25 protein-coding genes and 1 tRNA gene are annotated in these 21,850 nt (G+C 53.9%); 8 read left to right on the plus strand and 18 right to left on the minus strand.

Features of this window, described 5'->3' with window-relative positions:
* Positions 1 to 157 precede the first annotated feature (157 nt).
* The 6 genes from ACN9MQ_RS19915 to rlmE form a co-directional block, all read right to left on the minus strand.
* A tRNA-Leu gene (locus ACN9MQ_RS19915) sits at positions 158 to 244 on the minus strand.
* A 9-nt stretch (positions 245 to 253) separates the two neighbouring features.
* Complete coding sequence (gene secG / locus ACN9MQ_RS19920; RefSeq protein WP_020883537.1) at positions 254 to 586, minus strand: preprotein translocase subunit SecG; 333 nt, start codon at positions 584 to 586, stop codon at positions 254 to 256.
* Between the two features lie 223 nt (positions 587 to 809).
* The gene (gene glmM, locus ACN9MQ_RS19925; protein WP_014171789.1) at positions 810 to 2,147 is read right to left on the minus strand and encodes a phosphoglucosamine mutase; all 1,338 of its coding nucleotides are present in this window, start codon (positions 2,145 to 2,147) and stop codon (positions 810 to 812) included.
* Positions 2,140 to 2,988: a dihydropteroate synthase gene (gene folP / locus ACN9MQ_RS19930; RefSeq protein ID WP_020883535.1), complete on the minus strand. Its 849-nt coding sequence runs from the start codon at positions 2,986 to 2,988 to the stop codon at positions 2,140 to 2,142. The genes glmM and folP overlap by 8 nt, the downstream gene beginning before the upstream one ends.
* A gap of 98 nt (positions 2,989 to 3,086) precedes the next feature.
* Entirely contained in the window at positions 3,087 to 5,021 is a 1,935-nt protein-coding gene (gene ftsH, locus ACN9MQ_RS19935; protein ID WP_025202925.1) for an ATP-dependent zinc metalloprotease FtsH, read from the minus strand.
* 102 nt (positions 5,022 to 5,123) lie between these two features.
* Positions 5,124 to 5,750, minus strand: coding sequence for a 23S rRNA (uridine(2552)-2'-O)-methyltransferase RlmE (gene rlmE / locus ACN9MQ_RS19940; protein ID WP_014171792.1), 627 nt, complete (start codon positions 5,748 to 5,750; stop codon positions 5,124 to 5,126).
* Between the two features lie 127 nt (positions 5,751 to 5,877).
* Between rlmE and yhbY the strand changes: the two genes are divergently transcribed.
* Positions 5,878 to 6,171: a ribosome assembly RNA-binding protein YhbY gene (gene yhbY / locus ACN9MQ_RS19945; protein ID WP_003861814.1), complete on the plus strand. Its 294-nt coding sequence runs from the start codon at positions 5,878 to 5,880 to the stop codon at positions 6,169 to 6,171.
* A 151-nt stretch (positions 6,172 to 6,322) separates the two neighbouring features.
* On the opposite strand, the gene greA is transcribed toward yhbY, so the two are convergent.
* Positions 6,323 to 6,799 (minus strand): transcription elongation factor GreA, encoded by a 477-nt coding sequence (gene greA, locus ACN9MQ_RS19950; protein WP_014171793.1) that lies wholly within the window; start codon positions 6,797 to 6,799, stop codon positions 6,323 to 6,325.
* 227 nt (positions 6,800 to 7,026) lie between these two features.
* On the opposite strand from greA, the gene dacB reads away from it, so the two are divergent.
* The 3 genes from dacB to pmrB are packed head-to-tail and all read left to right on the plus strand — an operon-like array spanning position 7,027 to position 10,165.
* Complete coding sequence (gene dacB / locus ACN9MQ_RS19955) at positions 7,027 to 8,460, plus strand: serine-type D-Ala-D-Ala carboxypeptidase (protein WP_025202924.1); 1,434 nt, start codon at positions 7,027 to 7,029, stop codon at positions 8,458 to 8,460.
* Between the two features lie 2 nt (positions 8,461 to 8,462).
* Positions 8,463 to 9,125, plus strand: coding sequence for a two-component system response regulator PmrA (gene pmrA / locus ACN9MQ_RS19960; RefSeq protein ID WP_014171795.1), 663 nt, complete (start codon positions 8,463 to 8,465; stop codon positions 9,123 to 9,125).
* Positions 9,122 to 10,165 carry a two-component system sensor histidine kinase PmrB gene (gene pmrB / locus ACN9MQ_RS19965; protein ID WP_020883533.1) on the plus strand — a complete coding sequence of 348 codons (1,044 nt, stop codon included), beginning with the start codon at positions 9,122 to 9,124 and terminating at the stop codon, positions 10,163 to 10,165. Before pmrA ends, pmrB begins: the two co-directional genes overlap by 4 nt.
* A 32-nt stretch (positions 10,166 to 10,197) precedes the next feature.
* Here pmrB and cgtA read toward each other — a convergent pair whose 3' ends face one another.
* From cgtA to rplU, 4 genes are all read right to left on the minus strand, one after another.
* The gene (cgtA, locus tag ACN9MQ_RS19970) at positions 10,198 to 11,370 is read right to left on the minus strand and encodes an Obg family GTPase CgtA (RefSeq protein WP_014171797.1); all 1,173 of its coding nucleotides are present in this window, start codon (positions 11,368 to 11,370) and stop codon (positions 10,198 to 10,200) included.
* A gap of 15 nt (positions 11,371 to 11,385) precedes the next feature.
* Positions 11,386 to 12,351: a DMT family transporter gene (locus tag ACN9MQ_RS19975; protein ID WP_014171799.1), complete on the minus strand. Its 966-nt coding sequence runs from the start codon at positions 12,349 to 12,351 to the stop codon at positions 11,386 to 11,388.
* 96 nt (positions 12,352 to 12,447) lie between these two features.
* Positions 12,448 to 12,705 carry a 50S ribosomal protein L27 gene (gene rpmA, locus ACN9MQ_RS19980; protein ID WP_004385076.1) on the minus strand — a complete coding sequence of 86 codons (258 nt, stop codon included), beginning with the start codon at positions 12,703 to 12,705 and terminating at the stop codon, positions 12,448 to 12,450.
* A gap of 19 nt (positions 12,706 to 12,724) precedes the next feature.
* Positions 12,725 to 13,036 carry a 50S ribosomal protein L21 gene (rplU, locus tag ACN9MQ_RS19985; RefSeq protein ID WP_003025032.1) on the minus strand — a complete coding sequence of 104 codons (312 nt, stop codon included), beginning with the start codon at positions 13,034 to 13,036 and terminating at the stop codon, positions 12,725 to 12,727.
* Positions 13,037 to 13,292: 256 nt separating this feature from the next.
* Here rplU and ispB point away from each other — a divergent pair, with 256 nt between their 5' ends.
* On the plus strand, positions 13,293 to 14,264 hold the full coding sequence (gene ispB / locus ACN9MQ_RS19990; protein WP_040018745.1) for an octaprenyl diphosphate synthase: 972 nt from the start codon (positions 13,293 to 13,295) through the stop codon (positions 14,262 to 14,264).
* Between the two features lie 231 nt (positions 14,265 to 14,495).
* Positions 14,496 to 14,783: a DNA-binding transcriptional regulator SfsB gene (gene sfsB / locus ACN9MQ_RS19995; RefSeq protein WP_014171802.1), complete on the plus strand. Its 288-nt coding sequence runs from the start codon at positions 14,496 to 14,498 to the stop codon at positions 14,781 to 14,783.
* Between the two features lie 61 nt (positions 14,784 to 14,844).
* Here sfsB and murA read toward each other — a convergent pair whose 3' ends face one another.
* From murA to mlaF, 7 genes are all read right to left on the minus strand, one after another.
* Positions 14,845 to 16,104, minus strand: a complete 1,260-nt coding sequence (gene murA, locus ACN9MQ_RS20000; protein ID WP_020883531.1) for a UDP-N-acetylglucosamine 1-carboxyvinyltransferase — start codon at positions 16,102 to 16,104, stop codon at positions 14,845 to 14,847.
* 50 nt (positions 16,105 to 16,154) lie between these two features.
* Positions 16,155 to 16,409, minus strand: coding sequence for a BolA family iron metabolism protein IbaG (ibaG, locus tag ACN9MQ_RS20005; RefSeq protein WP_320738704.1), 255 nt, complete (start codon positions 16,407 to 16,409; stop codon positions 16,155 to 16,157).
* A 126-nt stretch (positions 16,410 to 16,535) separates the two neighbouring features.
* Positions 16,536 to 16,829: a lipid asymmetry maintenance protein MlaB gene (gene mlaB / locus ACN9MQ_RS20010; RefSeq protein ID WP_014171806.1), complete on the minus strand. Its 294-nt coding sequence runs from the start codon at positions 16,827 to 16,829 to the stop codon at positions 16,536 to 16,538.
* On the minus strand, positions 16,829 to 17,464 hold the full coding sequence (gene mlaC, locus ACN9MQ_RS20015) for a phospholipid-binding protein MlaC (protein WP_014171807.1): 636 nt from the start codon (positions 17,462 to 17,464) through the stop codon (positions 16,829 to 16,831). The genes mlaB and mlaC overlap by 1 nt, the downstream gene beginning before the upstream one ends.
* 18 nt (positions 17,465 to 17,482) lie before the next feature.
* A complete protein-coding gene (gene mlaD, locus ACN9MQ_RS20020; protein ID WP_025202923.1) occupies positions 17,483 to 18,031 on the minus strand; it encodes an outer membrane lipid asymmetry maintenance protein MlaD in 549 nt (182 codons plus the stop codon).
* A gap of 4 nt (positions 18,032 to 18,035) precedes the next feature.
* Positions 18,036 to 18,818: a lipid asymmetry maintenance ABC transporter permease subunit MlaE gene (gene mlaE, locus ACN9MQ_RS20025; RefSeq protein WP_010436044.1), complete on the minus strand. Its 783-nt coding sequence runs from the start codon at positions 18,816 to 18,818 to the stop codon at positions 18,036 to 18,038.
* Positions 18,819 to 18,825: 7 nt separating this feature from the next.
* Positions 18,826 to 19,638, minus strand: coding sequence for a phospholipid ABC transporter ATP-binding protein MlaF (gene mlaF / locus ACN9MQ_RS20030; protein WP_014171809.1), 813 nt, complete (start codon positions 19,636 to 19,638; stop codon positions 18,826 to 18,828).
* A gap of 231 nt (positions 19,639 to 19,869) precedes the next feature.
* Between mlaF and ACN9MQ_RS20035 the strand changes: the two genes are divergently transcribed.
* Together ACN9MQ_RS20035 and kdsD are read left to right on the plus strand one after the other, a co-directional pair.
* Positions 19,870 to 20,847, plus strand: a complete 978-nt coding sequence (locus ACN9MQ_RS20035) for a calcium/sodium antiporter (protein WP_020883528.1) — start codon at positions 19,870 to 19,872, stop codon at positions 20,845 to 20,847.
* Positions 20,848 to 20,860: 13 nt separating this feature from the next.
* Positions 20,861 to 21,847 carry an arabinose-5-phosphate isomerase KdsD gene (gene kdsD, locus ACN9MQ_RS20040; RefSeq protein ID WP_020883527.1) on the plus strand — a complete coding sequence of 329 codons (987 nt, stop codon included), beginning with the start codon at positions 20,861 to 20,863 and terminating at the stop codon, positions 21,845 to 21,847.
* Positions 21,848 to 21,850 lie beyond the last annotated feature (3 nt).

A 21,850-nucleotide genomic window follows, 5' to 3' on the forward strand; every position in this document is an offset into this window, starting at 1 on the left:
CAGAAATGCAAAAGGCGCCCAGTGGGCGCCTTTTTTACGATCGCTGCAGAACCGGTCCCGCTGGCACGAACGTACCTGCCGACGAAAACGCTCCTTCTACAGACGAAATCTACAGACGAAAAAAAAGACGTCTTTCGACGTCTTTCTTCTGGAATATTGGTACCGAGGATGGGACTCGAACCCACAAGCCCGTTAGGGCACTACCACCTCAAGGTAGCGTGTCTACCAATTCCACCACCTCGGTACTGAATACTTAGTGCGGGATATCGCTGGTCGGCTTAGCCGGTGCAGCTGGCTGAGTCTGCTCAGTTTTCGCTGGCGCGCTCAGATTTTCCCACTCGCTTCCTTTGCTGGTCTTGTTGCTGTTGATATTGCCAAGCGCCAGACTGATGATGAAGAACAGCGTAGCCAGAATCGCCGTTGTGCGGGTCATGAAGTTCGCAGAACCACTTGAACCGAACAGCGTACCGGAAGCGCCTGCTCCGAAGGAGGCTCCCATATCAGCGCCTTTACCTTGCTGCAGCATGATCAGCGCTACGAGAGCGATGGCTACAATAAGGAAAATAACTAAAAGAGCTTCGTACATAATCAACCTGTTCCTTGCGGATTTGCCGCATACCAATGCTTCGACCAATTAGCAGGATTTTTGTTTCCCACTGAAGCGGGTGTGAATACTAACCAAAGCGAATGTGCTTCGCAAGGGCAATTTTGACGCATTGTATCAACTGCGGAAAAAAACAGCAAAAAGCCATCAATTGCTCAAAACAAAGGCGGCAAGCGCCGCCTTTTTAATCACTTAACGTGAAAAACTATGCAGCTTTTACGGCATCCGCAATACGGTGCGCAAATTCATTCACCTGCGCCTCGTCTTCGCCTTCCACCATTACGCGGATCAGCGGTTCGGTTCCAGACTTACGCAGCAGAACACGCCCACGGTTGCCCAGCGCGGCTTCAACGTCAGCCATCACCGCTTTCACATTTTCATTTTCCAGCGGGTCGCCTTTACCGGCGGTGAAACGCACATTCACCAGGATCTGCGGGAACATTTTCATGCCGCTGCAGAGATCGTGCAGGCTCATATGGTTGCGCGCCATGGCGGCAACAACCTGCAGCGCAGCGACGATACCGTCTCCGGTGGTGGTTTTATCAAGCAGGATCACGTGGCCTGAGTTTTCAGCCCCGATGCGCCAGCCTTTTTCCTGCAGTTTTTCCAGCACATAGCGGTCGCCCACTTTTGCACGGACAAACGGAATACCCAGCTGTTTCAGCGCCAGCTCCAGACCCATGTTGCTCATCAGCGTGCCTACTGCACCGCCGCGCAGCTGGCCCTGACGCAGACCTTCACGCGCAATGATATAGAGGATCTGGTCGCCGTCGACCTTATTACCTTCGTGATCGACCATGATCACGCGATCGCCGTCGCCATCCAGTGCGATGCCCAGATCGGCTTTTTCCGCCAGAACGCGCGCCTGCAGAGCACGAACGTCAGTCGCCCCCACCTGTTCGTTAATATTCAGTCCATCGGGCTCACAGCCGATGGTAATCACGTTCGCACCCAGTTCGCGGAAAACATTCGGCGCAATGTGATAGGTCGCACCGTTGGCGCAGTCCACCACAATTTTAAGATGGGCCAGGCTCAGTTCGTTCGGGAAAGTACCTTTGCAGAATTCGATGTAACGACCCGCAGCATCGACAATGCGATTCGCTTTACCCAGCTCGGCGGAGTCGACACAGGTAATCTCTTTTTCCATCTCCGCTTCGATCGCCTCTTCCACTTCATCCGGCAGCTTAGTGCCGTCGATGGAGAAGAATTTAATGCCGTTGTCATAAAACGGGTTATGCGAGGCCGAAATCACAATCCCTGCTTCAGCACGGAAAGTACGCGTCAGATATGCCACAGCAGGCGTTGGCATTGGGCCAGTGAAGGAAGCGGAAAGCCCCGCGGCAGCCAGACCGGCCTCCAGCGCTGACTCCAGCATATACCCGGAGATACGGGTATCTTTACCAATGATGATTTTACGGGAGCCATGACGCGCAAGGACTTTACCCGCCGCCCAGCCCAGTTTCAGTACAAAATCAGGGGTGATTGGCGCATCACCCACGCGCCCACGAATACCATCGGTACCAAAATATTTACGATTACTCATAGCGTTTGTTTTCCTTCGCTGCCAGTGTAGCTTCCACTACACGCATGGCTTCTACTGTTTCTTTAACGTCATGGACACGAATAATGTGCGCGCCCTGCATCGCCGCAATTACAGCGCAGGCCAGACTTCCGCTCAGACGTTCGCTCGGCCCTACATTCAGTAACTGACCAATCATCGACTTTCTCGACATACCAACCAGCAATGGCAGGTCGAAATGATGGAATTCCGATAAGCGCGCAAGCAGCTCATAATTGTGAGAGAGATTTTTACCGAAACCGAACCCCGGGTCGAGCAGCAATTTCTCTTTTGCGATACCCGCACGTTCACAACGTGCAATATGCTCAATAAAGAAGCGATTTACGTCGGCATAAACATCGTCATACTTTGGCGCTTCCTGCATGGTTTTCGGCTGTCCTTGCATGTGCATCAGGCAAACCGGTAGCCCGGTCTCCGCGGCCGCCTCCAGTGCGCCAGGCTCCGTCAGCGAGCGAATATCATTGATGATGTGAGCACCCACTCTCGCGACTTCACGGATCACTTCAGGTTTAGACGTATCGACGGAGATCCACACCTCGAACCGCTGTGCGATAGCTTCAACCACAGGCACCACGCGCGCCAGTTCTTCTTCCACCGAAACGTCTGCCGCCCCAGGGCGCGTCGATTCCCCGCCTACGTCAATGATGGTGGCGCCCGCGTTAATCATCAAATTTGCGTGCTTCACAGCCTCGATAAGCGTGTTATGCGTGCCGCCGTCAGAGAAGGAGTCAGGCGTGACATTCAGGATACCCATCACATGCGGATGTGAGAGATCGAGATGCGAGTCCTGGGCGAATAGTTTCATGGTCAAATCCCTGGTATCAATATGGTTTTACAGAAAAGAAAAACCCCGGAGCAAGCTCCAGGGTTTGAGGTGCAAACATAGATTTCAACAGCAGTGACTTACTTGTCGCCCAACTGTTCTGACATGGTGTTGCCCGGGTTCGGCGTACGCGGTTCATCGACCGGACGCGGCGCACGCGGTGTGCCATTGTTGTCAGAATTGTTGGAAGCGCCTGGGTCTTCCCAACCCGCTGGCGGACGCACTTCGCGGCGAGCCATCAAGTCGTCAATCTGCGGAGCATCGATGGTCTCATATTTCATGAGCGCATCTTTCATCGAATGCAGAATGTCCAGGTTATCGTTCAGGATCTGACGGGCGCGATTGTAGTTACGCTCGATCAGCAGCTTCACTTCCTGGTCAATAATACGTGCGGTTTCATCGGACATGTGTTTCGCTTTCGCCACGGAGCGGCCCAGGAACACTTCGCCTTCTTCTTCCGCATACAGCAGGGGACCCAGCTTCTCGGAGAAGCCCCATTGGGTCACCATGTTACGCGCCAGGTTGGTCGCGACTTTAATGTCGTTGGACGCACCGGTCGAAACATGTTCCGCACCGTAAATAATCTCTTCTGCCAGACGACCGCCGTAAAGGGTTGAAATCTGACTTTCCAGCTTCTGACGACTGGCGCTGATGGCATCGCCTTCCGGCAGGAAGAACGTCACACCCAGCGCACGACCGCGCGGAATAATCGTCACTTTATGCACCGGATCGTGTTCCGGCACCAGGCGACCGATAATCGCGTGACCGGCTTCGTGGTAAGCCGTGGACTCTTTTTGCGCTTCCGTCATCACCATGGAGCGACGTTCCGCACCCATCATGATTTTGTCTTTCGCTTTCTCGAACTCCACCATCGACACAACGCGTTTGTTACCGCGAGCAGCGAACAGTGCAGCTTCGTTGACCAGGTTTGCCAGGTCAGCACCGGAGAAGCCCGGCGTACCACGCGCGATGATTGCCGCGTCGACATCCGGTGCCAGCGGTACGCGACGCATGTGAACTTTCAGAATCTGTTCACGACCGCGTACATCCGGCAGACCAACCACAACCTGACGGTCGAAACGGCCTGGACGCAGCAGCGCAGGGTCAAGAACGTCCGGACGGTTAGTCGCCGCGATAACGATAATACCTTCGTTACCTTCGAAGCCATCCATCTCAACCAGCATCTGGTTCAGCGTCTGTTCACGTTCATCGTGACCACCGCCCAGGCCTGCGCCACGCTGGCGGCCTACGGCGTCGATTTCATCGATGAAGATAATGCACGGTGCTGCCTTTTTGGCCTGCTCGAACATGTCACGCACACGAGATGCACCAACACCCACGAACATTTCAACGAAGTCAGAACCTGAAATAGTAAAGAACGGCACCTTCGCTTCACCCGCGATGGCTTTCGCCAGCAGGGTTTTACCGGTACCCGGGGGCCCTACCATCAGAACGCCTTTCGGGATCTTACCGCCCAGTTTCTGGAAACGGCTCGGTTCGCGCAGGTATTCAACCAGTTCGCCCACTTCTTCTTTTGCTTCGTCGCAACCTGCAACGTCGGCAAACGTGGTCTTGATCTGATCTTCCGTTAGCATACGCGCCTTGCTCTTACCGAACGACATGGCACCTTTGCCACCGCCGCCCTGCATCTGGCGCATAAAGAAGATCCAGACGCCAATAAGAAGCAGCATCGGGAACCAGGAGATGAAGATAGAAGCCAGCAGGCTTGGTTCTTCTGGCGGCTCGCCTACCACCTTGACGTTTTTGGTCAGAAGGTTATCAAGCAGCTTAGGATCGTTCACCGGGATGTAAGTCGTGTAACGGTTACTATCTTTCTTGGTAACGTTGATCTCACGTCCGTTGATACGCGCTTCGCGAACCTGGTCCTGATTGACCTCCTGCAGGAAGGTAGAATAATCCACCTTGCGGCCATTCGACTCGCTGGGCCCAAAGCTCTGGAATACTGACATCAGCACAACGGCAATGACCAGCCAGAGTATTAGGTTTTTCGCCATGTCACTCAAGGGATTAACCTCATATTACAACTGTGTTAAAAACAGCGTCAGGATACTCTATATCCCGTGTCATTCAAACTTTCGTCTGAAAGACGCGGGTTATCATTTTCGCCCGGTCGCTACAATATACACTTCTCGGGAACGGGCCCGGGAAGAGTCCGGCTTACGAACTTTAACCTTCGCAAACAGGGAGCGAATTTCCTTAAGATACTCCTCGAAACCTTCGCCCTGAAACACCTTCACAACAAAACTACCACCAGGCGCTAGTACATCACGACACATTTCTAACGCTAGCTCCACCAAATACATGGCGCGGGGGATATCCACCGCCGGTGTTCCACACATATTTGGTGCCATATCTGACATGACAACCTGGACCTTACTATCACCTACACGCTCAAGTAGCGCTTTCAGCACTAATTCATCACGAAAGTCGCCCTGAAGGAAGTCGACACCGACGATGGGATCCATTGGTAAAAGGTCGCATGCGATGATTCGGCCCGTTCCACCGATCTGCGTAACCGCATACTGGGACCATCCGCCAGGTGCTGCACCGAGATCGACAACCGTCATTCCCGGCTTAAAAAGTTTGTCACTTTGCTGTATTTCATCAAGTTTAAACCAGGCACGGGAACGCAACCCCTTTTTCTGTGCCTGTTGAACATATTTATCGCTAAAGTGTTCCTGAAGCCAGCGGCTGGAGCTGGCAGAACGCTTTTTACCTGTCATTTAACATTTCCGTCCTGGTTCATCGTTACTTGCCTGTGACGTAAATTTCTACGCAGCTATTTGGCGATATAAGGGAGATGGCGGTAGAATGAACCGTTTTCAATCCCAACGTAAGCAAAAATATACGATGAATCTGAGTACTAAACAAAAACAGCACCTTAAAGGTCTGGCACATCCGCTCAAGCCTGTAGTCATGCTTGGCAACAATGGTTTGACCGAAGGGGTGCTTGCCGAGATTGAACAAGCGCTGGAACACCACGAGCTGATCAAGGTGAAAATCGCCTCTGAAGACCGAGACACTAAAAACCTGATCGTGGAAGCCATCGTGCGTGAAACGGGTGCCTGTAATGTACAGGTCATCGGTAAAACGCTGGTGCTCTATCGCCCATCTAAAGAGCGTAAAATCTCGCTGCCACGCTAAGGATATCCTGAATCGAACACATTTTCTGTGTAAAACGAGGGATTTCTGTCAGCAGGTGAGCAAAATGCCACGCTCCTTGAGTTGATAAAAGGCCGCTATGCGGCCTTTTTCTTTTCTTTACAATGTATCAACATCTTAGTCGAGATGCGAATTACAGGTATTCAACCTTAATAATTTCGTATTCCACTTCGCCACCCGGGGTGCGGATAGTGACAACATCATCCTGCTCTTTGCCAATCAGGCCGCGAGCAATCGGGGAGTTCACCGAAATCAGATTCTGTTTAAAGTCCGCTTCATCATCACCCACGATGCGATAAGTCTGCTCTTCGTCATTGTCCAGGTTCAGCACGGTAACGGTTGAACCAAAAATGACGCGGCCATTGTTAGGCATTTTGGTGATATCGATAACCTGCGCATTGGACAGTTTTGCTTCGATATCTTTAATACGCCCTTCACAGAAGCCCTGCTGCTCACGCGCCGCGTGGTATTCAGCATTCTCTTTCAGGTCGCCATGCTCACGCGCATCCGCGATAGCGGCGATGATTTCAGGGCGACGAACGGATTTCAGAAAATCCAGCTCTTCGCGCAGTTTTTCGGCACCACGTAAGGTCATCGGAATAGCTTGCATTTGTTATACCTCTTAAACATTCCTGTTGGGAGCAGTGTTCCCTGCCCCGGCCCCCATGAGCGGGCCAGAAGCAAAAAGAAAACCGACCCGGGAGCGAAGCCCCAGGTCAGCAACAATTTTCAATTTGATACGCATTTTACCGCGAAGTTCACTATGGGTCATCGTTTACTTTGCAGTGCTATGCACCGTAGTATGACGGTTTGTTTTCGGGTTGTTAGCGCGAGATTATGCGATTTTCCAGATTTATCATCGGATTGACTACCAGTATAGCGTTCAGCGTTCAGGCCGCGAATGTTGATGAGTACATTAATCAGCTCCCCGCAGGTGCCAACCTTGCCTTGATGGTGCAGAAGGTCGGGGCGCAGTCGCCAGAGATTGACTATCACAGTCAACAGATGGCGCTGCCTGCCAGTACCCAGAAGGTGATCACCGCACTCGCCGCCCTGCTTCAGCTTGGACCTGACTTCCGTTTTACCACCACGCTCGAGACCAAAGGCAACATCGAGGGTGGCGAACTGAAAGGCGATCTTATCGCTCGTTTCGGGGGAGATCCTACGTTTAAACGCCAGGATATCCGCAACATGGTCGCGTCGCTGAAAAAATCTGGCGTGCAGAAGATTGATGGCAATGTGTTAATCGACACCTCTATTTTTGCCAGCCACGATAAAGCGCCAGGATGGCCGTGGAACGACATGACGCAGTGCTTTAGCGCTCCGCCAGCCGCCGCGATTGTGGATCGTAACTGCTTCTCCATTTCACTTTACAGCGCGCCAAAACCGGATGACTTAGCGTTTATTCGCGTGGCGTCTTACTACCCGGTGACGATGTTCAGCCAGGTTCGTACCCTCGCAAAAGGCTCCCCGGATGCGCAGTATTGCGAGCTGGACGTGGTGCCAGGCGATCTTAACCGCTTCACGCTGACCGGGTGCCTGACACAGCGCGCCGACCCATTGCCGCTGGCCTTTGCGATACAGGATGGCGCAAGCTATGCGGGTGCCATTCTCAAGGATGAACTGAAGCAGGCGGGAATAACCTATTCCGGTACCCTGCTGCGCCAGACGCAGGTTAATCAACCCGGTACGGTCATCGCCAGCAAACAATCTGCGCCGCTGCACGATTTGCTACGGATTATGCTGAAAAAGTCTGACAACATGATTGCTGACACGGTGTTCCGCATGATTGGTCACGCGCGTTTCGGCGTGCCAGGAACCTGGCGTGCGGGTTCCGACGCCGTACGTCAGATCCTGCGCCAACAGGCGGGGATCGATCTTGGCAACACCATTGCCGTCGATGGCTCCGGGTTATCGCGGCATAATTTGATCTCCCCGGCAACGATGATGCAAGTACTTCAGTACATTGCACAACATGACACTGAGCTAAACTTTATTTCGATGCTGCCACTTGCCGGGCATGACGGTTCGCTTCAGTACCGTGCCGGCCTTCATGCGGCCGGGGTGGATGGAAAAGTTTCAGCCAAGACAGGTTCACTGCAGGGGGTTTATAACCTTGCAGGCTTCATCACTACCGCCAGCGGGCAACGCATGGCATTCGTGCAGTATCTTTCCGGCTATGCCGTCGAACCGACCGACCAGCGTAATCGTCGTATTCCACTGGTTCGCTTCGAAAGCAGGCTTTATAAGGACATCTACCAGAATAACTAGCGATGAAACTACTCATAGTTGAAGACGATCTGTTATTGCAGGAAGGGCTGGCTCTGGCGCTGGCCAATGAAGGATATGCCCTCGACTGCGCCGCCACGGCGGCTGAGGCGGATGCCCTGATCCAGAGCGGCGAATACAGTCTGGTGATCCTCGATTTAGGCTTACCGGATAAAGACGGCGCTACGCAGCTAAGCCAGTGGCGCCGCCGGGGTATCGCCAATCCAGTATTGATCCTGACGGCACGTGATGCCATTGAAGATCGTATCAACGGCCTCGATTCTGGCGCTGATGATTACCTGGTGAAACCGTTTGCCCTTGCGGAGCTTCAGGCGCGGGTACGGGCGTTGATTCGTCGTTATCAGGGACACAGCGATAACTTACTGACCGACGGCGATATTACGCTGAATCTGCAAACCCAGCAGGTGCTGTGCCAGTCCCTGCCGGTTGAAGTAACCCCTAAAGAGTTCGCGCTGCTGACGCGCCTGATTATGCGCAGCGGACAAACGGTACACCGCGAAACCCTGCAGCAGGATATTTACTCCTGGCAGGACGATCCGGGCTCAAATACCCTCGAAGTGCATATTCACAATCTGCGTCGCAAACTGGGTAAAGACCGGATTAAAACTGTCCGTGGCGTAGGCTATCGTCTGGAGAGCCAGAAATGAACAGCATGCGTCGGCGATTAATGGTTCTGCTGGCGGTCATTCTGTTATTTTTCCAGCTGATAAGCGTGATCTGGCTCTGGCATGAAAGCCGTGAACAGATTGGTTTTCTGGTCAACGAAACGCTCTCGGCGAAATCGCGCAATAATCATGTCGAGAAAGAGATCCGTGAAGCGATTGCCTCGCTGCTGGTTCCCTCTCTGGTGATGGTCGGTTTTACGCTGTGCTTCTCATTCTGGGCGGTCACCTGGATAACCCGGCCGCTGAATCAACTGCGCGTCAGCCTGGCGAACCGCTCGGCGGATAACTTAACCCCACTCCCTGTCTATTCCGACATGGAAGAAATTGGTGCCGTCACAACCTCGCTCAACCAGCTCCTCGCCCGTTTGGATCACACCATTCAACAGGAACGTCTCTTCACCGCGGACGCCGCTCACGAGCTGCGAACGCCGCTTGCGGGGATCAGACTGCATCTGGAACTGATGGCGCAGTCCGGCTCTCCACAGGCCACGACGTTAATTACCCGTATCGATCAGCTGATGCACACGGTTGAGCAACTGCTGATGTTGTCCCGTGCCGGACAGGCGATGGCGAGCGGTCACTATGAAACCGTCAACTGGACAGACGATATCATCATGCCGCTCGGTCTTGGGCATGAAGCCAAAGAGCATACGGTGATATGGCCGGACAAAAGTCCGCTCACGGTGCAGGGTGATGCGGTACTTCTGCGTTTGATGCTGCGCAATCTGCTTGAGAACGCCGGGCGCTACAGTCCGTCAGGCACAACGATTCGCGTGACTCTGGCCGACGTTGACGGGGGGACACAGGTCAGCGTTATCGATCAGGGGCCGGGGATAGATGAAGCGCACCGCCAGTTGATTACTGAACCGTTCCGTCGTCTTGACCAGCGCTACGGTGGCAGCGGCCTGGGGCTGAGCATTGTGCAACGTATCGTGCAGCTCCACCACGGCAAGCTGACGCTGGAGAATGGTGCTGAGGGCGGCTTAATCGCCAGCTGCTGGTTGCCGTCCAGCCTGCAATAAAAAAGCCCCCTTCCGGGGGCTTTAAACTGCGATTAGTGCTTGTAGATGAACTCGACACCTTCTTCGTCGTCTTCATCCCAGTCGTCGTCCCAGTCTTCTTCCTCTTCCACTTCCAGCTCTTCGAGCTGTTGGCGGTGGTAGTCATCCCACATGAATTCGACTTTTTCTGGCTGTTTCGCTTCTTCAGCCTGAACAACCGGGTTCTCGATGATAAAGGTCATCACATCCCAGCACAGATCTTTCACGCCAACCTGGCTTGCCGCGGAGATCAGGTAGTATTTATCTTCCCAGCCCATCGCTTCAGCAATGGCTTTCGCTTTCGCTTCCGCTTCGGCTTTATCCATCAGATCGATCTTGTTAAAGACCAGCCAGCGCGGCTTGTTCGCCAGTTTTTCGCTGTATTTTTCCAGCTCGCCGATAATGATGCGGGCATTTTCTACCGGATCGGAACCGTCGATTGGATCGATATCGATGAGATGCAGCAGTACGCGGCAGCGCTCAAGGTGTTTCAGGAAGCGGATACCCAGACCGGCACCTTCTGCAGCACCTTCAATCAGACCCGGGATATCAGCAACCACAAAGCTCTTCTCGTTATCCATACGGACAACGCCCAGGCTTGGTACCAGCGTGGTAAACGGATAATCCGCCACTTTTGGCTTAGCTGCAGAGACCGCGCGAATAAACGTCGATTTACCGGCGTTTGGCATACCCAGCATCCCGACATCGGCCAGAAGCATCAGCTCCAGCTGCAGATCGCGCTTGTCGCCCGGCGTACCCATCGTTTTCTGACGCGGGGTACGGTTTACGGACGATTTGAAACGGCTGTTACCCAGACCGTGCCAGCCGCCTTTCGCCACCATCAGACGCTGACCGTGTTTGGTCATATCGCCCATGGTTTCGCCCGTCCCCTGGTCAATCACACGCGTACCGACCGGAACCTTAATGGTCACGTCTTTACCGCGTTTGCCCGTACAGTCACGGCTTTGACCGTTCTGACCACGCTCAGCGCGGAAGGATTTTTCGAAACGGTAGTCGATCAGCGTGTTGAGGTTCTCATCCGCCTCCAGCCACACGTCACCGCCGTCCCCACCGTCACCGCCGTCAGGACCGCCACGTGGAATATATTTCTCACGGCGGAAGCTCACGCAACCATTGCCGCCATCACCTGCCACGACCAGGATTGTCGCTTCATCAACAAACTTCATTTTACTCTCCGTAACTCATTCGCCTGAGCGGGGGACTACTACGACCGCTTCATTTTTGCGCCAACGCCCCCAAAGACGATGACCAATGGCGGAATACATCGCGCCCGCAACCACGACAAACGCACCGAGATAGCCCAACATGTTGAGCATCGGTCTGACGAAGACATCGGGCCAGGCCATTGATAACAAATCTGAAAATAACAGCGTAAACAGCGGGGTAAGCGTAATGAGTGCGCTCACCTGTGCTGCCTGCCAGCGCGCCATCGCTTCGGCCAGCGCGCCATAACCGACCAGCGTGTTCAGCCCACAAAAAATGAGGCACGCCAGTTGCCAGTCGCTAAGCTGGGTGATCACACCCGGTTTTGCTAACGGCAATAATGCTATTGTACACAAAGTGTACAGCAAAAAGAGGATCTGCTGTGAGGCCAAACGACGCAATAACACCTTTTGCGCGACGCCATAACTCACCCAAACCGTTGCTGCTCCCACACCGAAGATCACACCCCAGGTGTAATCCGTCAGTCGGGTAAAAATCTCTATCAGACTGGTGTTGAAGAACATCACCAGACCACAGAGCAACATGCTCGCCCCGATAATTTGCGTGCCACGCATCTTCTCCTTGAGGATAAAGACGCTGGCGACCATCATGCCGACCGGTGAAAGCTGACCAATCACCTGCGACGCCGTGGGGCTAAGATACTGCAGGGAAGAACTGAACAGTATGAAGTTACCGAACAGGCCACCCGTCGCGATAGCCAGCAACACCAGCCAGCGCGGTTTACGGAAGATACGCAACGGCGGAAGCTTACCTTTGATCGCGAGGATGGCCCCAAGGCCGATACTTGCCATCAGAAAGCGATAAAACACCACCGTTGGCGGCTCCATCACTTCCAGTACCTGCTTCATTGCAATTGGCAGCGCACCCCAGCACATTGCGGTCGTGAGCGCCAAAAGAATACCAATGCCGGCCTGCTGCTTCATGCCCGTTTTCCCTACAGAAAAAATTACCGGGTTTCCAATGTAAAAAGCCCCGCAACAGGTTGCGGGGCTTTAATCCGTTACCGGACCGAGAAAACCTTACTCAGCAACGATGCTGATGTATTTACGGTTGTTCGGGCCTTTAACTTCAAATTTCACTTTACCGTCTGCTTTAGCAAACAGAGTGTGGTCACGACCGCAACCTACGTTGTTGCCAGCGTGGAATTTGGTGCCACGTTGACGAACAATGATGCTACCCGCCAGAACGGATTCGCCACCGAAACGCTTAACGCCCAGGCGTTTAGCTTCTGAATCGCGACCGTTACGTGTGGAGCCGCCAGCCTTTTTATGTGCCATTTAAATCTCTCCTCAGGTCTTAGGCGCTGATGCCAGTAATTTTCACATCAGTGAACCACTGACGGTGGCCCTGCTGCTTACGGTAGTGTTTACGACGACGAAACTTAACGATTTTAACTTTCTCGCCACGACCGTGAGCAACAACTTCAGCTTTGATAACGCCGCCATCAACGAAAGGAACGCCGATTTTGACTTCTTCACCGTTTGCGATCATCAGAACTTCTGCGAACTCAACAGATTCGCCAGTTGCGATGTCCAGCTTTTCCAGGCGAACGGTCTGACCTTCGCTTACTCGGTGTTGTTTACCACCACTTTGGAAAACCGCGTACATATAAACTCCGCTTCCGCGCACATCCTCGTATGAATCAGAGTGCGCTATAAATATTCACAATAGGGCGCGAATATTACGCAAAACGCGAGCCTTTGACAAGTGCTACCATCAATACATGAAGAAAAAAAACACAACGCGTAAGGTAACGTTTATCTGAGCCGTTTTTTCAGTACAATCAGCACTACTATTGATAAACCTAACCCTTCGTTACCCCATTGAAGATGGGATAAACAGGATAAAAAGCCCGGCTTTTGCGATGAATTTAGAAAAAATCAACGAGTTAACCGCGCAAGATATGGCGGGTGTGAATGCAGCAATCCTGGAGCAACTCAATTCTGACGTTCAGCTGATCAATCAGTTGGGCTATTACATCGTCAGCGGCGGCGGTAAACGCATTCGCCCGATGATTGCCATCCTGGCTGCCCGAGCCGTCGGCTATCAGGGAAATGCTCACGTCACGATCGCGGCACTGATCGAATTTATTCACACTGCGACGCTTCTTCATGATGATGTTGTGGATGAATCAGACATGCGCCGGGGTAAAGCCACCGCCAACGCCGCCTTTGGCAATGCTGCCAGCGTCCTGGTGGGGGATTTTATCTATACCCGTGCCTTCCAGATGATGACCAGCCTGGGTTCGCTGAAAGTGCTGGAGGTCATGTCTGAAGCCGTTAACGTGATTGCTGAAGGCGAAGTGCTTCAGCTGATGAACGTCAACGACCCTGACATCACCGAAGAAAACTACATGCGCGTGATTTACAGCAAAACTGCGCGCCTGTTTGAAGCGGCTGCACAGTGTTCCGGCATTCTGGCTGGCTGTAGCGAAGCCCAGGAAAAAGGGCTGCAGGACTATGGCCGTTATCTGGGTACCGCATTCCAGCTGATTGATGATTTGCTGGATTACAGTGCAGACGGCGAAACGCTCGGCAAAAACGTGGGTGATGACCTGAACGAAGGCAAACCGACGCTGCCGCTACTCCATGCGATGCGCAACGGGTCAGCCGACCAGGCGAAAATGATCCGTGAAGCGATCGAGCAGGGAAATGGTCGTCATCTTCTGGAACCCGTGCTGGAAACAATGGCCGTTTGCGGATCGCTGGACTGGACGCGTCAGCGTGCCGAAGAAGAGGCGGATAAAGCCATCGCTGCACTTCAGGTCATCCCGGACAGCCCATGGCGCGATGCGCTTATTGGTCTTGCCCATATCGCCGTTCAGCGCGACCGTTAATCCTGCTCTCCCCTCCCCGCGGCCCTCGCGGGGAGATTCCAGTACACACCTGTATATTCCTCTTTCACGTAAACGCACCGGTTTACAGACCGCATGAATAAAGCCATGCCTTATTCTGAATATCCCTACCAGTAACGCGAACTTTTTAGAACAAGAAATTGAAATGGGTATAGTAAGGCCAGTCGTTTCAGACGAAATGGCGTAAGTGAATCCGAACTTAAGGACAGCGTTATGGATACGAAATTTATCGACTGGCACACAGCAGATATCATTGCGGCACTGCGCAAAAAAGGCACATCACTGGCTGCGGAATCTCGCCGCCATGGCCTGAGTTCTTCAACCCTGGCAAATGCCCTGACGCGCCCCTGGCCGAAGGGAGAATTGATCATTGCGACGGCGCTGGATACGCATCCGTGGGTGATCTGGCCTTCGCGTTACCACGATCCCATTACCCATGAATTTATCGACAGATCGCGCATGATCCGCCAGAGGAAAGTGAAGAAAGACCCGCAGGAATAGCGGTTTTTTTGACAGGAACAGCAACCCCCCGGTCATTTCTGGCAGGGGGCTGCCGGAACGATTACTCGCCCTTCACACGCTCGATATTCGCACCCAACGCGCGCAGTTTATCTTCGATACGTTCATAGCCACGATCGATGTGATAAATACGATCAACGACCGTCGTCCCTTCCGCAATACAACCCGCCAGCACCAGGCTTGCAGATGCACGCAGATCGGTTGCCATCACCTGAGCACCAGACAGTTTCTCAACGCCGTGGCAAATCACGGTATTACTCTCGATCTCAGCATGTGCGCCCATACGGATCAGTTCCGGTACGTGCATAAAGCGGTTTTCAAAGATGGTCTCGGTAATGAACCCCGTCCCTTCCGCCACCAGGTTTAACAGGGTGAACTGCGCCTGCATATCGGTCGGGAAAGCAGGATGCGGAGCTGTACGCACGTTTACCGCTTTTGGACGATTGCCGTGCATGTCCAGGCTGATCCAGTCTTCACCGATTTCGATATCAGCGCCTGCGTCACGCAGTTTCGCCAGCACCGCATCCAGGGTATCTGGCTGCGCGTTGCGGCAGGTAATTTTCCCGCCTGAAATCGCGGCAGCAACCAGGAACGTCCCGGTTTCGATACGGTCTGGTAGGACGCGATACACGCCGCCGCCCAGACGCTCAACGCCTTCGATGGTGATACGGTCGGTGCCCTGGCCGGTGATCTTCGCACCCAGCGCCACGAGGAAGTTCGCGGTATCCACAATCTCCGGTTCACGCGCGGCGTTTTCGATGATGGTAGTACCTTCTGCCAGCGTTGCCGCAGACATGATGGTGACGGTGGCACCAACGCTCACTTTGTCCATGACAATGTGCGCGCCTTTCAGGCGGCCATTCACAGACGCTTTAACATAACCTTCTTCGAGTTTGATCTCGGCGCCCAGTTTCTCCAGGCCAAAGATGTGCAGGTCAACCGGACGTGCACCGATTGCGCAGCCACCCGGCAGGGAAACCTGACCCTGACCAAAACGTGCCACCAGCGGGCCAAGCGCCCAGATGGATGCACGCATGGTTTTCACCAGATCGTAAGGTGCAGAGAAGTTGTTTACGTTGCTGGCGTCGATCCAGACGGAACCGTTACGCTCAACTTTGGTGCCCAGCTGGCTGAGCAACTTCATGGTGGTGTCGATATCTTTCAGCTTCGGTACGTTCTGAATTTCTACCGGCTCTTCCGCGAGCAGCGCAGCAAAGAGGATGGGCAGCGCGGCATTTTTTGCGCCAGAAATTGTGACTTCGCCCTGGAGACGCGTTGGCCCCTGTACACGAAATTTATCCATTGTGTGCTCTCTTATAAATTCAACCGTGCTGCGGGCGTGTCGCCCACAACTCAAAAACCGTTTAGTTTGCAATCGCGTGCCCACTCTTGAGGGGTGAACGCTTTAATCGACAGGGCGTGGATGCGGTTATCCGCAATGTATTCCATCAGCGGCGCGTATACAGCCTGCTGTTTCTTCACACGGCTCATACCGTCGAACATCTCACCCACAGCAATAACCTGGAAGTGACTGCCATCGCCAGTGACGTGGGCTTCCTGAAGGGAGAGTGCATTCATCAGCACTGTCTGGATTTCATGATTTTCCATGGGTTCTTAATCATCTGATAGTGAAAACAAGCCCAACATCTTAGAGCAAAGTGGCGTCGTCTTAAACAAGCAAAAAGCCCCGACGATGAATCTGTCAGGGCTTTCAGAAGTAACGCACTGAAAATATTAACGAGGCAGTACGTCCTGAGGGAGATTATAGAGCTGGGCCAGGGTGACCACATTATCGCTCGCCGCGTGCAGCGTAACGCTTGTCCCCTGCTTTTTCCCCACGGCAACAAGATGGGCCAGCAGCGCGACGCCTGCCGTGTCCACCCGTGAAATGCCGCTCAGATCGATAACCGTCACGCCCTGCATCGCTTCAAAACGTTTGTCCCAGAGCGGGTTCAGCAGATCCTGGTCGAGTTCACCCGTCAGCTTCAACGTCTCACCCTCACGCGACCAGCTCAGTTGATCCGACATTACTTCTTCTCGTCCAGAGAGATTTTCTGACGCGAGATAGACTGCAGCTGTGCGGTCAGGCCATCAATGCCTTTGGTGCGCAGCAGGTCACTCCACTCGTTCTGTTTAGTGGTGATCATGCTCACCCCTTCCGCAATCATGTCATAGGCCTGCCAGTGACCGGTCTGGCTGTTTTTACGCCACTGGAAGTCCAGGCGTACTGGCGGACGGCCGTTAGGATCGATAATCGTTACGCGGATAGGAATGATAGTCGCGTCGCCCAGCGGCTGCTCTGGCGCAATCTGATAGGTCTGACCGTGATACATCGCCAGTGCCTGACCGTAAGCCTGTTTCAGGTATTCACGGAACGCGGCAAAATAGGCGTCGCGCTGCGCCGGGGTCGCGTCTTTGTAATAACGGCCCAGAACCAGCGCACCCGCATATTTGATCTGCACGTACGGCAGCAGCTCTTGATCAACCACGTCGCGCAGATAATCAGGATTGGAACGAATTTTCGGCTGTTCGTTTTTAAGCCGGTCGAAGGTCTTCTTCGCAGCCTCATCCATCAGTTTGTACGGGTTACTCTGATCCGCAGCATGCGCCGCGGTGAGAGGGGCAATGACCAGCATGGCAACCATTAACAGTCGTTTAAACATGAATGACTTCTCCTGAAATTAATTCGTCGTGCCTGGTGTCGGTGCGACACTGGCAGGATCTTCGCTCTGCGCAGGGGCAGCGTCGGACTTCTTATCATCTCCTTTACTGTTATAAAGGAACTGACCAATCATATCCTCCAGTACCATCGCGGACTTCGTATCCTGGATTACGCTACCGTCTTTAAGGATAGTCGTTCCCAGCTCCGGGTCTTCAAAACCGACGTTAAGCGCCAGATATTGCTCACCCAACAGGCCGGACGTGCGGATAGAAAGCGAGCTGGTGTCCGGGATATGGTTGTAACGCTCTTCAATATCCATCGACACGCGCGGCAGATAGGTTTTCTCATCAAGCGTAATGTCAGAGACACGTCCGATGACCACCCCGCCTATACGTACCGGCGAGCGCGCCTTCAGCCCGCCGATGTTATCAAAGGTCGCATAAATGCGATAAGTCGGCTCGGTGCGCACAGACGTGATATCCGCCGCTCTCAGGCAGATAAACAGCGCGGCCAGCAACGCCAGTAACAGGAACACGCCGACCCAAATTTCATTTTTTCTCGTTTGCATGAACTCAATTCCCAAACATCAGTGCGGTGAGCACAAAATCCAGACCCAGTACGGCCAGCGACGAATGTACGACAGTACGTGTAGTTGCACGGCTGATGCCCGCCGAGGTCGGGATCGCATCATAGCCATTGAACAAGGCGATCCAGGTAACCGTAATGGCAAATACCACGCTTTTAATCAGACAGTTAACCAGATCCATTCGCAGATCGATGGCGTCCTGCATGGCCGACCAGAAGAAGCCCGCATCGATGCCCTTCCAGTGAACGCCAACCAGCGAGCCGCCCCAGATACCCACGGCGACAAAGAGGATCGTCAGGAGCGGTAAGGAAATCACCCCCGCCCAGAAGCGTGGCGAGATCACGCGACGCAGCGGGTCGACCGCCATCATCTCCATGCTGGAAAGCTGCTCGGTCGCACGCATCAGGCCAATTTCAGCGGTCAATGCCGACCCTGCACGCCCGGCGAACAACAGCGCCGCCACTACCGGCCCCAGTTCACGCAGCAGCGACAGCGCCACCAGCATGCCGAGGCTGGTTTCGGCGCTGTAGGTCGTCAGAACGAGGTAGCCCTGCAGCCCCAGCACCATGCCGATAAACAGACCGGAGACAATGATGATGAGCATCGACAGCACGCCGACATTATAGAGCTGCCGCACCAGTAGCGGTGCATGCTTACGAAATTCCGGCTTGCCGACCAGCGCGTTGAACAACATCAATCCGGCACGCCCGAACGTCCTGATGGTTTTTATGCCACGGTGTCCAAGAGCGGCCAATGCATTTAACAGCATCAGTGGCTTAACTCCCTATTCCCAGTAAATCGTCACGATAGTCGCCCGCCGGATATCGGAATGGCACAGGCCCATCCGCAATGCCGTCGAGGAACTGCCGTACACGCGGATCGCAGTTTTCCTGCAACGCCTGAGCGCTGCCATGCGCAACGATCCTTTTGTCTGCCACAATGTAGGCATAGTCGGCGATGCTCAACACTTCCGGTACATCGTGAGAAACCACTATACAGGTTACGCCGAGCGCGCTGTTCAGTTCAGAGATGAGCTTCACCAGCACGCCCATCGTGATAGGGTCCTGCCCGACGAACGGTTCGTCGAACATGATTAAATCGGGTTCTAAGGCGATGGCGCGTGCCAGCGCGGCACGACGTGCCATACCGCCGGACAGCTCTGAGGGCATCAGTTTTGCAGCCCCTCGCAGTCCCACGGCTTCAAGCTTCATCATCACCGTACTTTTCAGCAGCTCTGGCGGCAGACGGGTGTGTTCGCGCAGCGGATAGGCCACGTTATCAAAGACATTCATGTCCGTGAACAACGCTCCCGACTGGAAAAGCATACTCATGCGTTTACGAACAGTATACAGGCGCGATCGTGACATCTCGGGGATGTTTTCGCCGTCAAAGAGGATTTCACCGCTATCGGGTGGGATCTGGCCACCAATAAGGCGCAGCAGGGTCGTTTTACCGATCCCGGACGGCCCCATGATGGCAGTGATCTTGCCACGCGGTACGGTCAACGAAATATCATCGAATATCAATCTGTTGGCGCGAGAAAAACTCACACCCCGGACATCAACTAAATTCGCCATAGTTTGGCTCATTTATGGTTCCTTTCTTACCCTGCTCACGTTAAGCATGCAGACTGAATCAGCCCTAAACTCAGCATTTTTACAGAATATTAGCCGTTGAGGTTAGCGAAAGCTGGCATTTGTTTTACTTTTCCGGCGCATAAAGTCAAAATTAGGAATTCGTTACGCCTCAGACTGTATGCAGTCCTGCCATTCCATTCCTGCGCGATGGACCGACGAGTATACCTGAAGAAAGGACTTTTGATGCTTTTAGCAACAGCACTGTTAATAATTGGTTTACTTTTGGTGGTCTACAGTGCTGACCGTTTGGTATTTGCTGCATCTATCCTGTGCCGCCTGACTGGCGTACCGCCTGTCGTCATCGGGATGACCGTGGTCAGTGTCGGAACCTCGCTTCCTGAAATCATCGTCTCTGTCACGGCATCACTGCACGGTCAGTTAGACCTTGCCGTCGGCACCGCGATTGGTTCCAACATCGTCAATATCTTACTGATCCTTGGCCTTGCGGCCCTGCTCCATCCATTTCGCGTGCATTCTGATGTTCTGCGCCGTGAATTGCCGCTAATGTTAATCGTAAGCCTGCTGGCAGGGTGCGTATTTTATGATGGCGTACTGAGCTACGGTGACGGCATTTTCTTGCTGGCGCTGGCCGTTATCTGGCTGCTGTATAGTGTTAAAATCGCCCGTCTGGCAGAAAAACAGGGCCAGGATAGCCTGACGCGAGAGCAGGTCGCCGAACTCCCGCGTGAAGGCACGCTGCCTGTAGCGCTGCTGTGGCTCGGCGTCGCGCTGATCATCATGCCGATGGCCACGCGCATGGTCGTCGATAACGCCACGGTGCTGGCGAACTATTTCGCCATGAGTGAGCTCACCATTGGCCTGACGGTCATTGCCATTGGCACCAGTCTGCCGGAACTGGCCACCGCTATCGCAGGGGCACGTAAAGGTGAAGATGACATTGCCATAGGCAATATTATCGGTTCAAACATTTTTAATATCGCCATCGTGATGGGCCTGCCGGCCCTGATAACGCCCGGGCCTTTTAACCCCCTGGCATTCTCACGCGATTACGGGGTGATGTTGCTGGTCAGCGTCATTTTTGCCCTGCTCTGCTGGCGGCGGCAACGACAGATCGGCAAAGGCGCAGGGGCGCTGCTGACGGGTGGATTTATCGTATGGATGGCGATGCTGTACTGGCTTTCGCCTCTTCTCTCTGGGTAAACGGAAACGCATTATGTCGCAAATAGAATTGCAGCCGGGTTTTGACTTTCAGAAAGCAGGCAAAGAGGTTCTGGAGATTGAACGTGAAGGTCTGGCGCAGTTAGATCAGTACATTAATCAGGATTTTAGTCTGGCATGTGAGAAGATGTTCTACTGTGCCGGTAAAGTCGTGGTGATGGGCATGGGCAAGTCCGGTCACATTGGGCGCAAAATGGCGGCAACGTTTGCCAGCACCGGAACCTCTTCCTTCTTTGTACACCCGGGGGAAGCCGCGCACGGCGATCTGGGCATGGTAACGCCGCAGGATATCGTCATCGCGCTATCGAACTCCGGTGAGTCTAATGAGATCCTGGCGCTGATCCCCGTGCTGAAGCGGCTGCGGGTTCCGCTTATTTGCATGACCAGCCGCCCGGAAAGTAGCATGGCGCGCGCGGCGGATATTCACCTGTGCGTGAAAGTGCCTAAAGAAGCCTGCCCGCTGGGTCTTGCTCCAACGTCCAGCACGACCGCTGCGCTGGTCATGGGCGATGCGCTTGCCGTTGCGTTGCTGGAAGCCCGCGGTTTTACCCCGGAAGATTTCGCGCTTTCCCACCCAGGTGGCGCGCTCGGGCGTAAGCTTCTGCTTCGGGTTAACGATATTATGCACACTGGCGATGAGATCCCTCACGTCAGTAAAGAGGCCTCCCTGCGCGATGCGCTGCTGGAGATCACCCGCAAGAATCTGGGTATGACGGTTGTGTGCGACGACCTGATGAAGATCCAGGGGATCTTCACCGATGGCGACCTGCGACGCGTGTTCGACATGGGTGTTGATGTTCGCACGCTGGGCATCGCTGATGTGATGACGTCCGGCGGTATCCGTGTTCGTCCGGGCACGCTGGCGGTGGATGTGCTGAACCTGATGCAGTCCCGTCATATCACCTCAGTGATGGTTGCCGATGGCGACCAGTTGCTGGGTGTGGTACATATGCATGATCTGCTGCGCGCAGGCGTAGTGTAATGA

The sequence above is a fragment of the Enterobacter sp. R-25 genome, from assembly GCF_049913205.1.
Classification (GTDB): domain Bacteria; phylum Pseudomonadota; class Gammaproteobacteria; order Enterobacterales; family Enterobacteriaceae; genus Enterobacter; species Enterobacter ludwigii.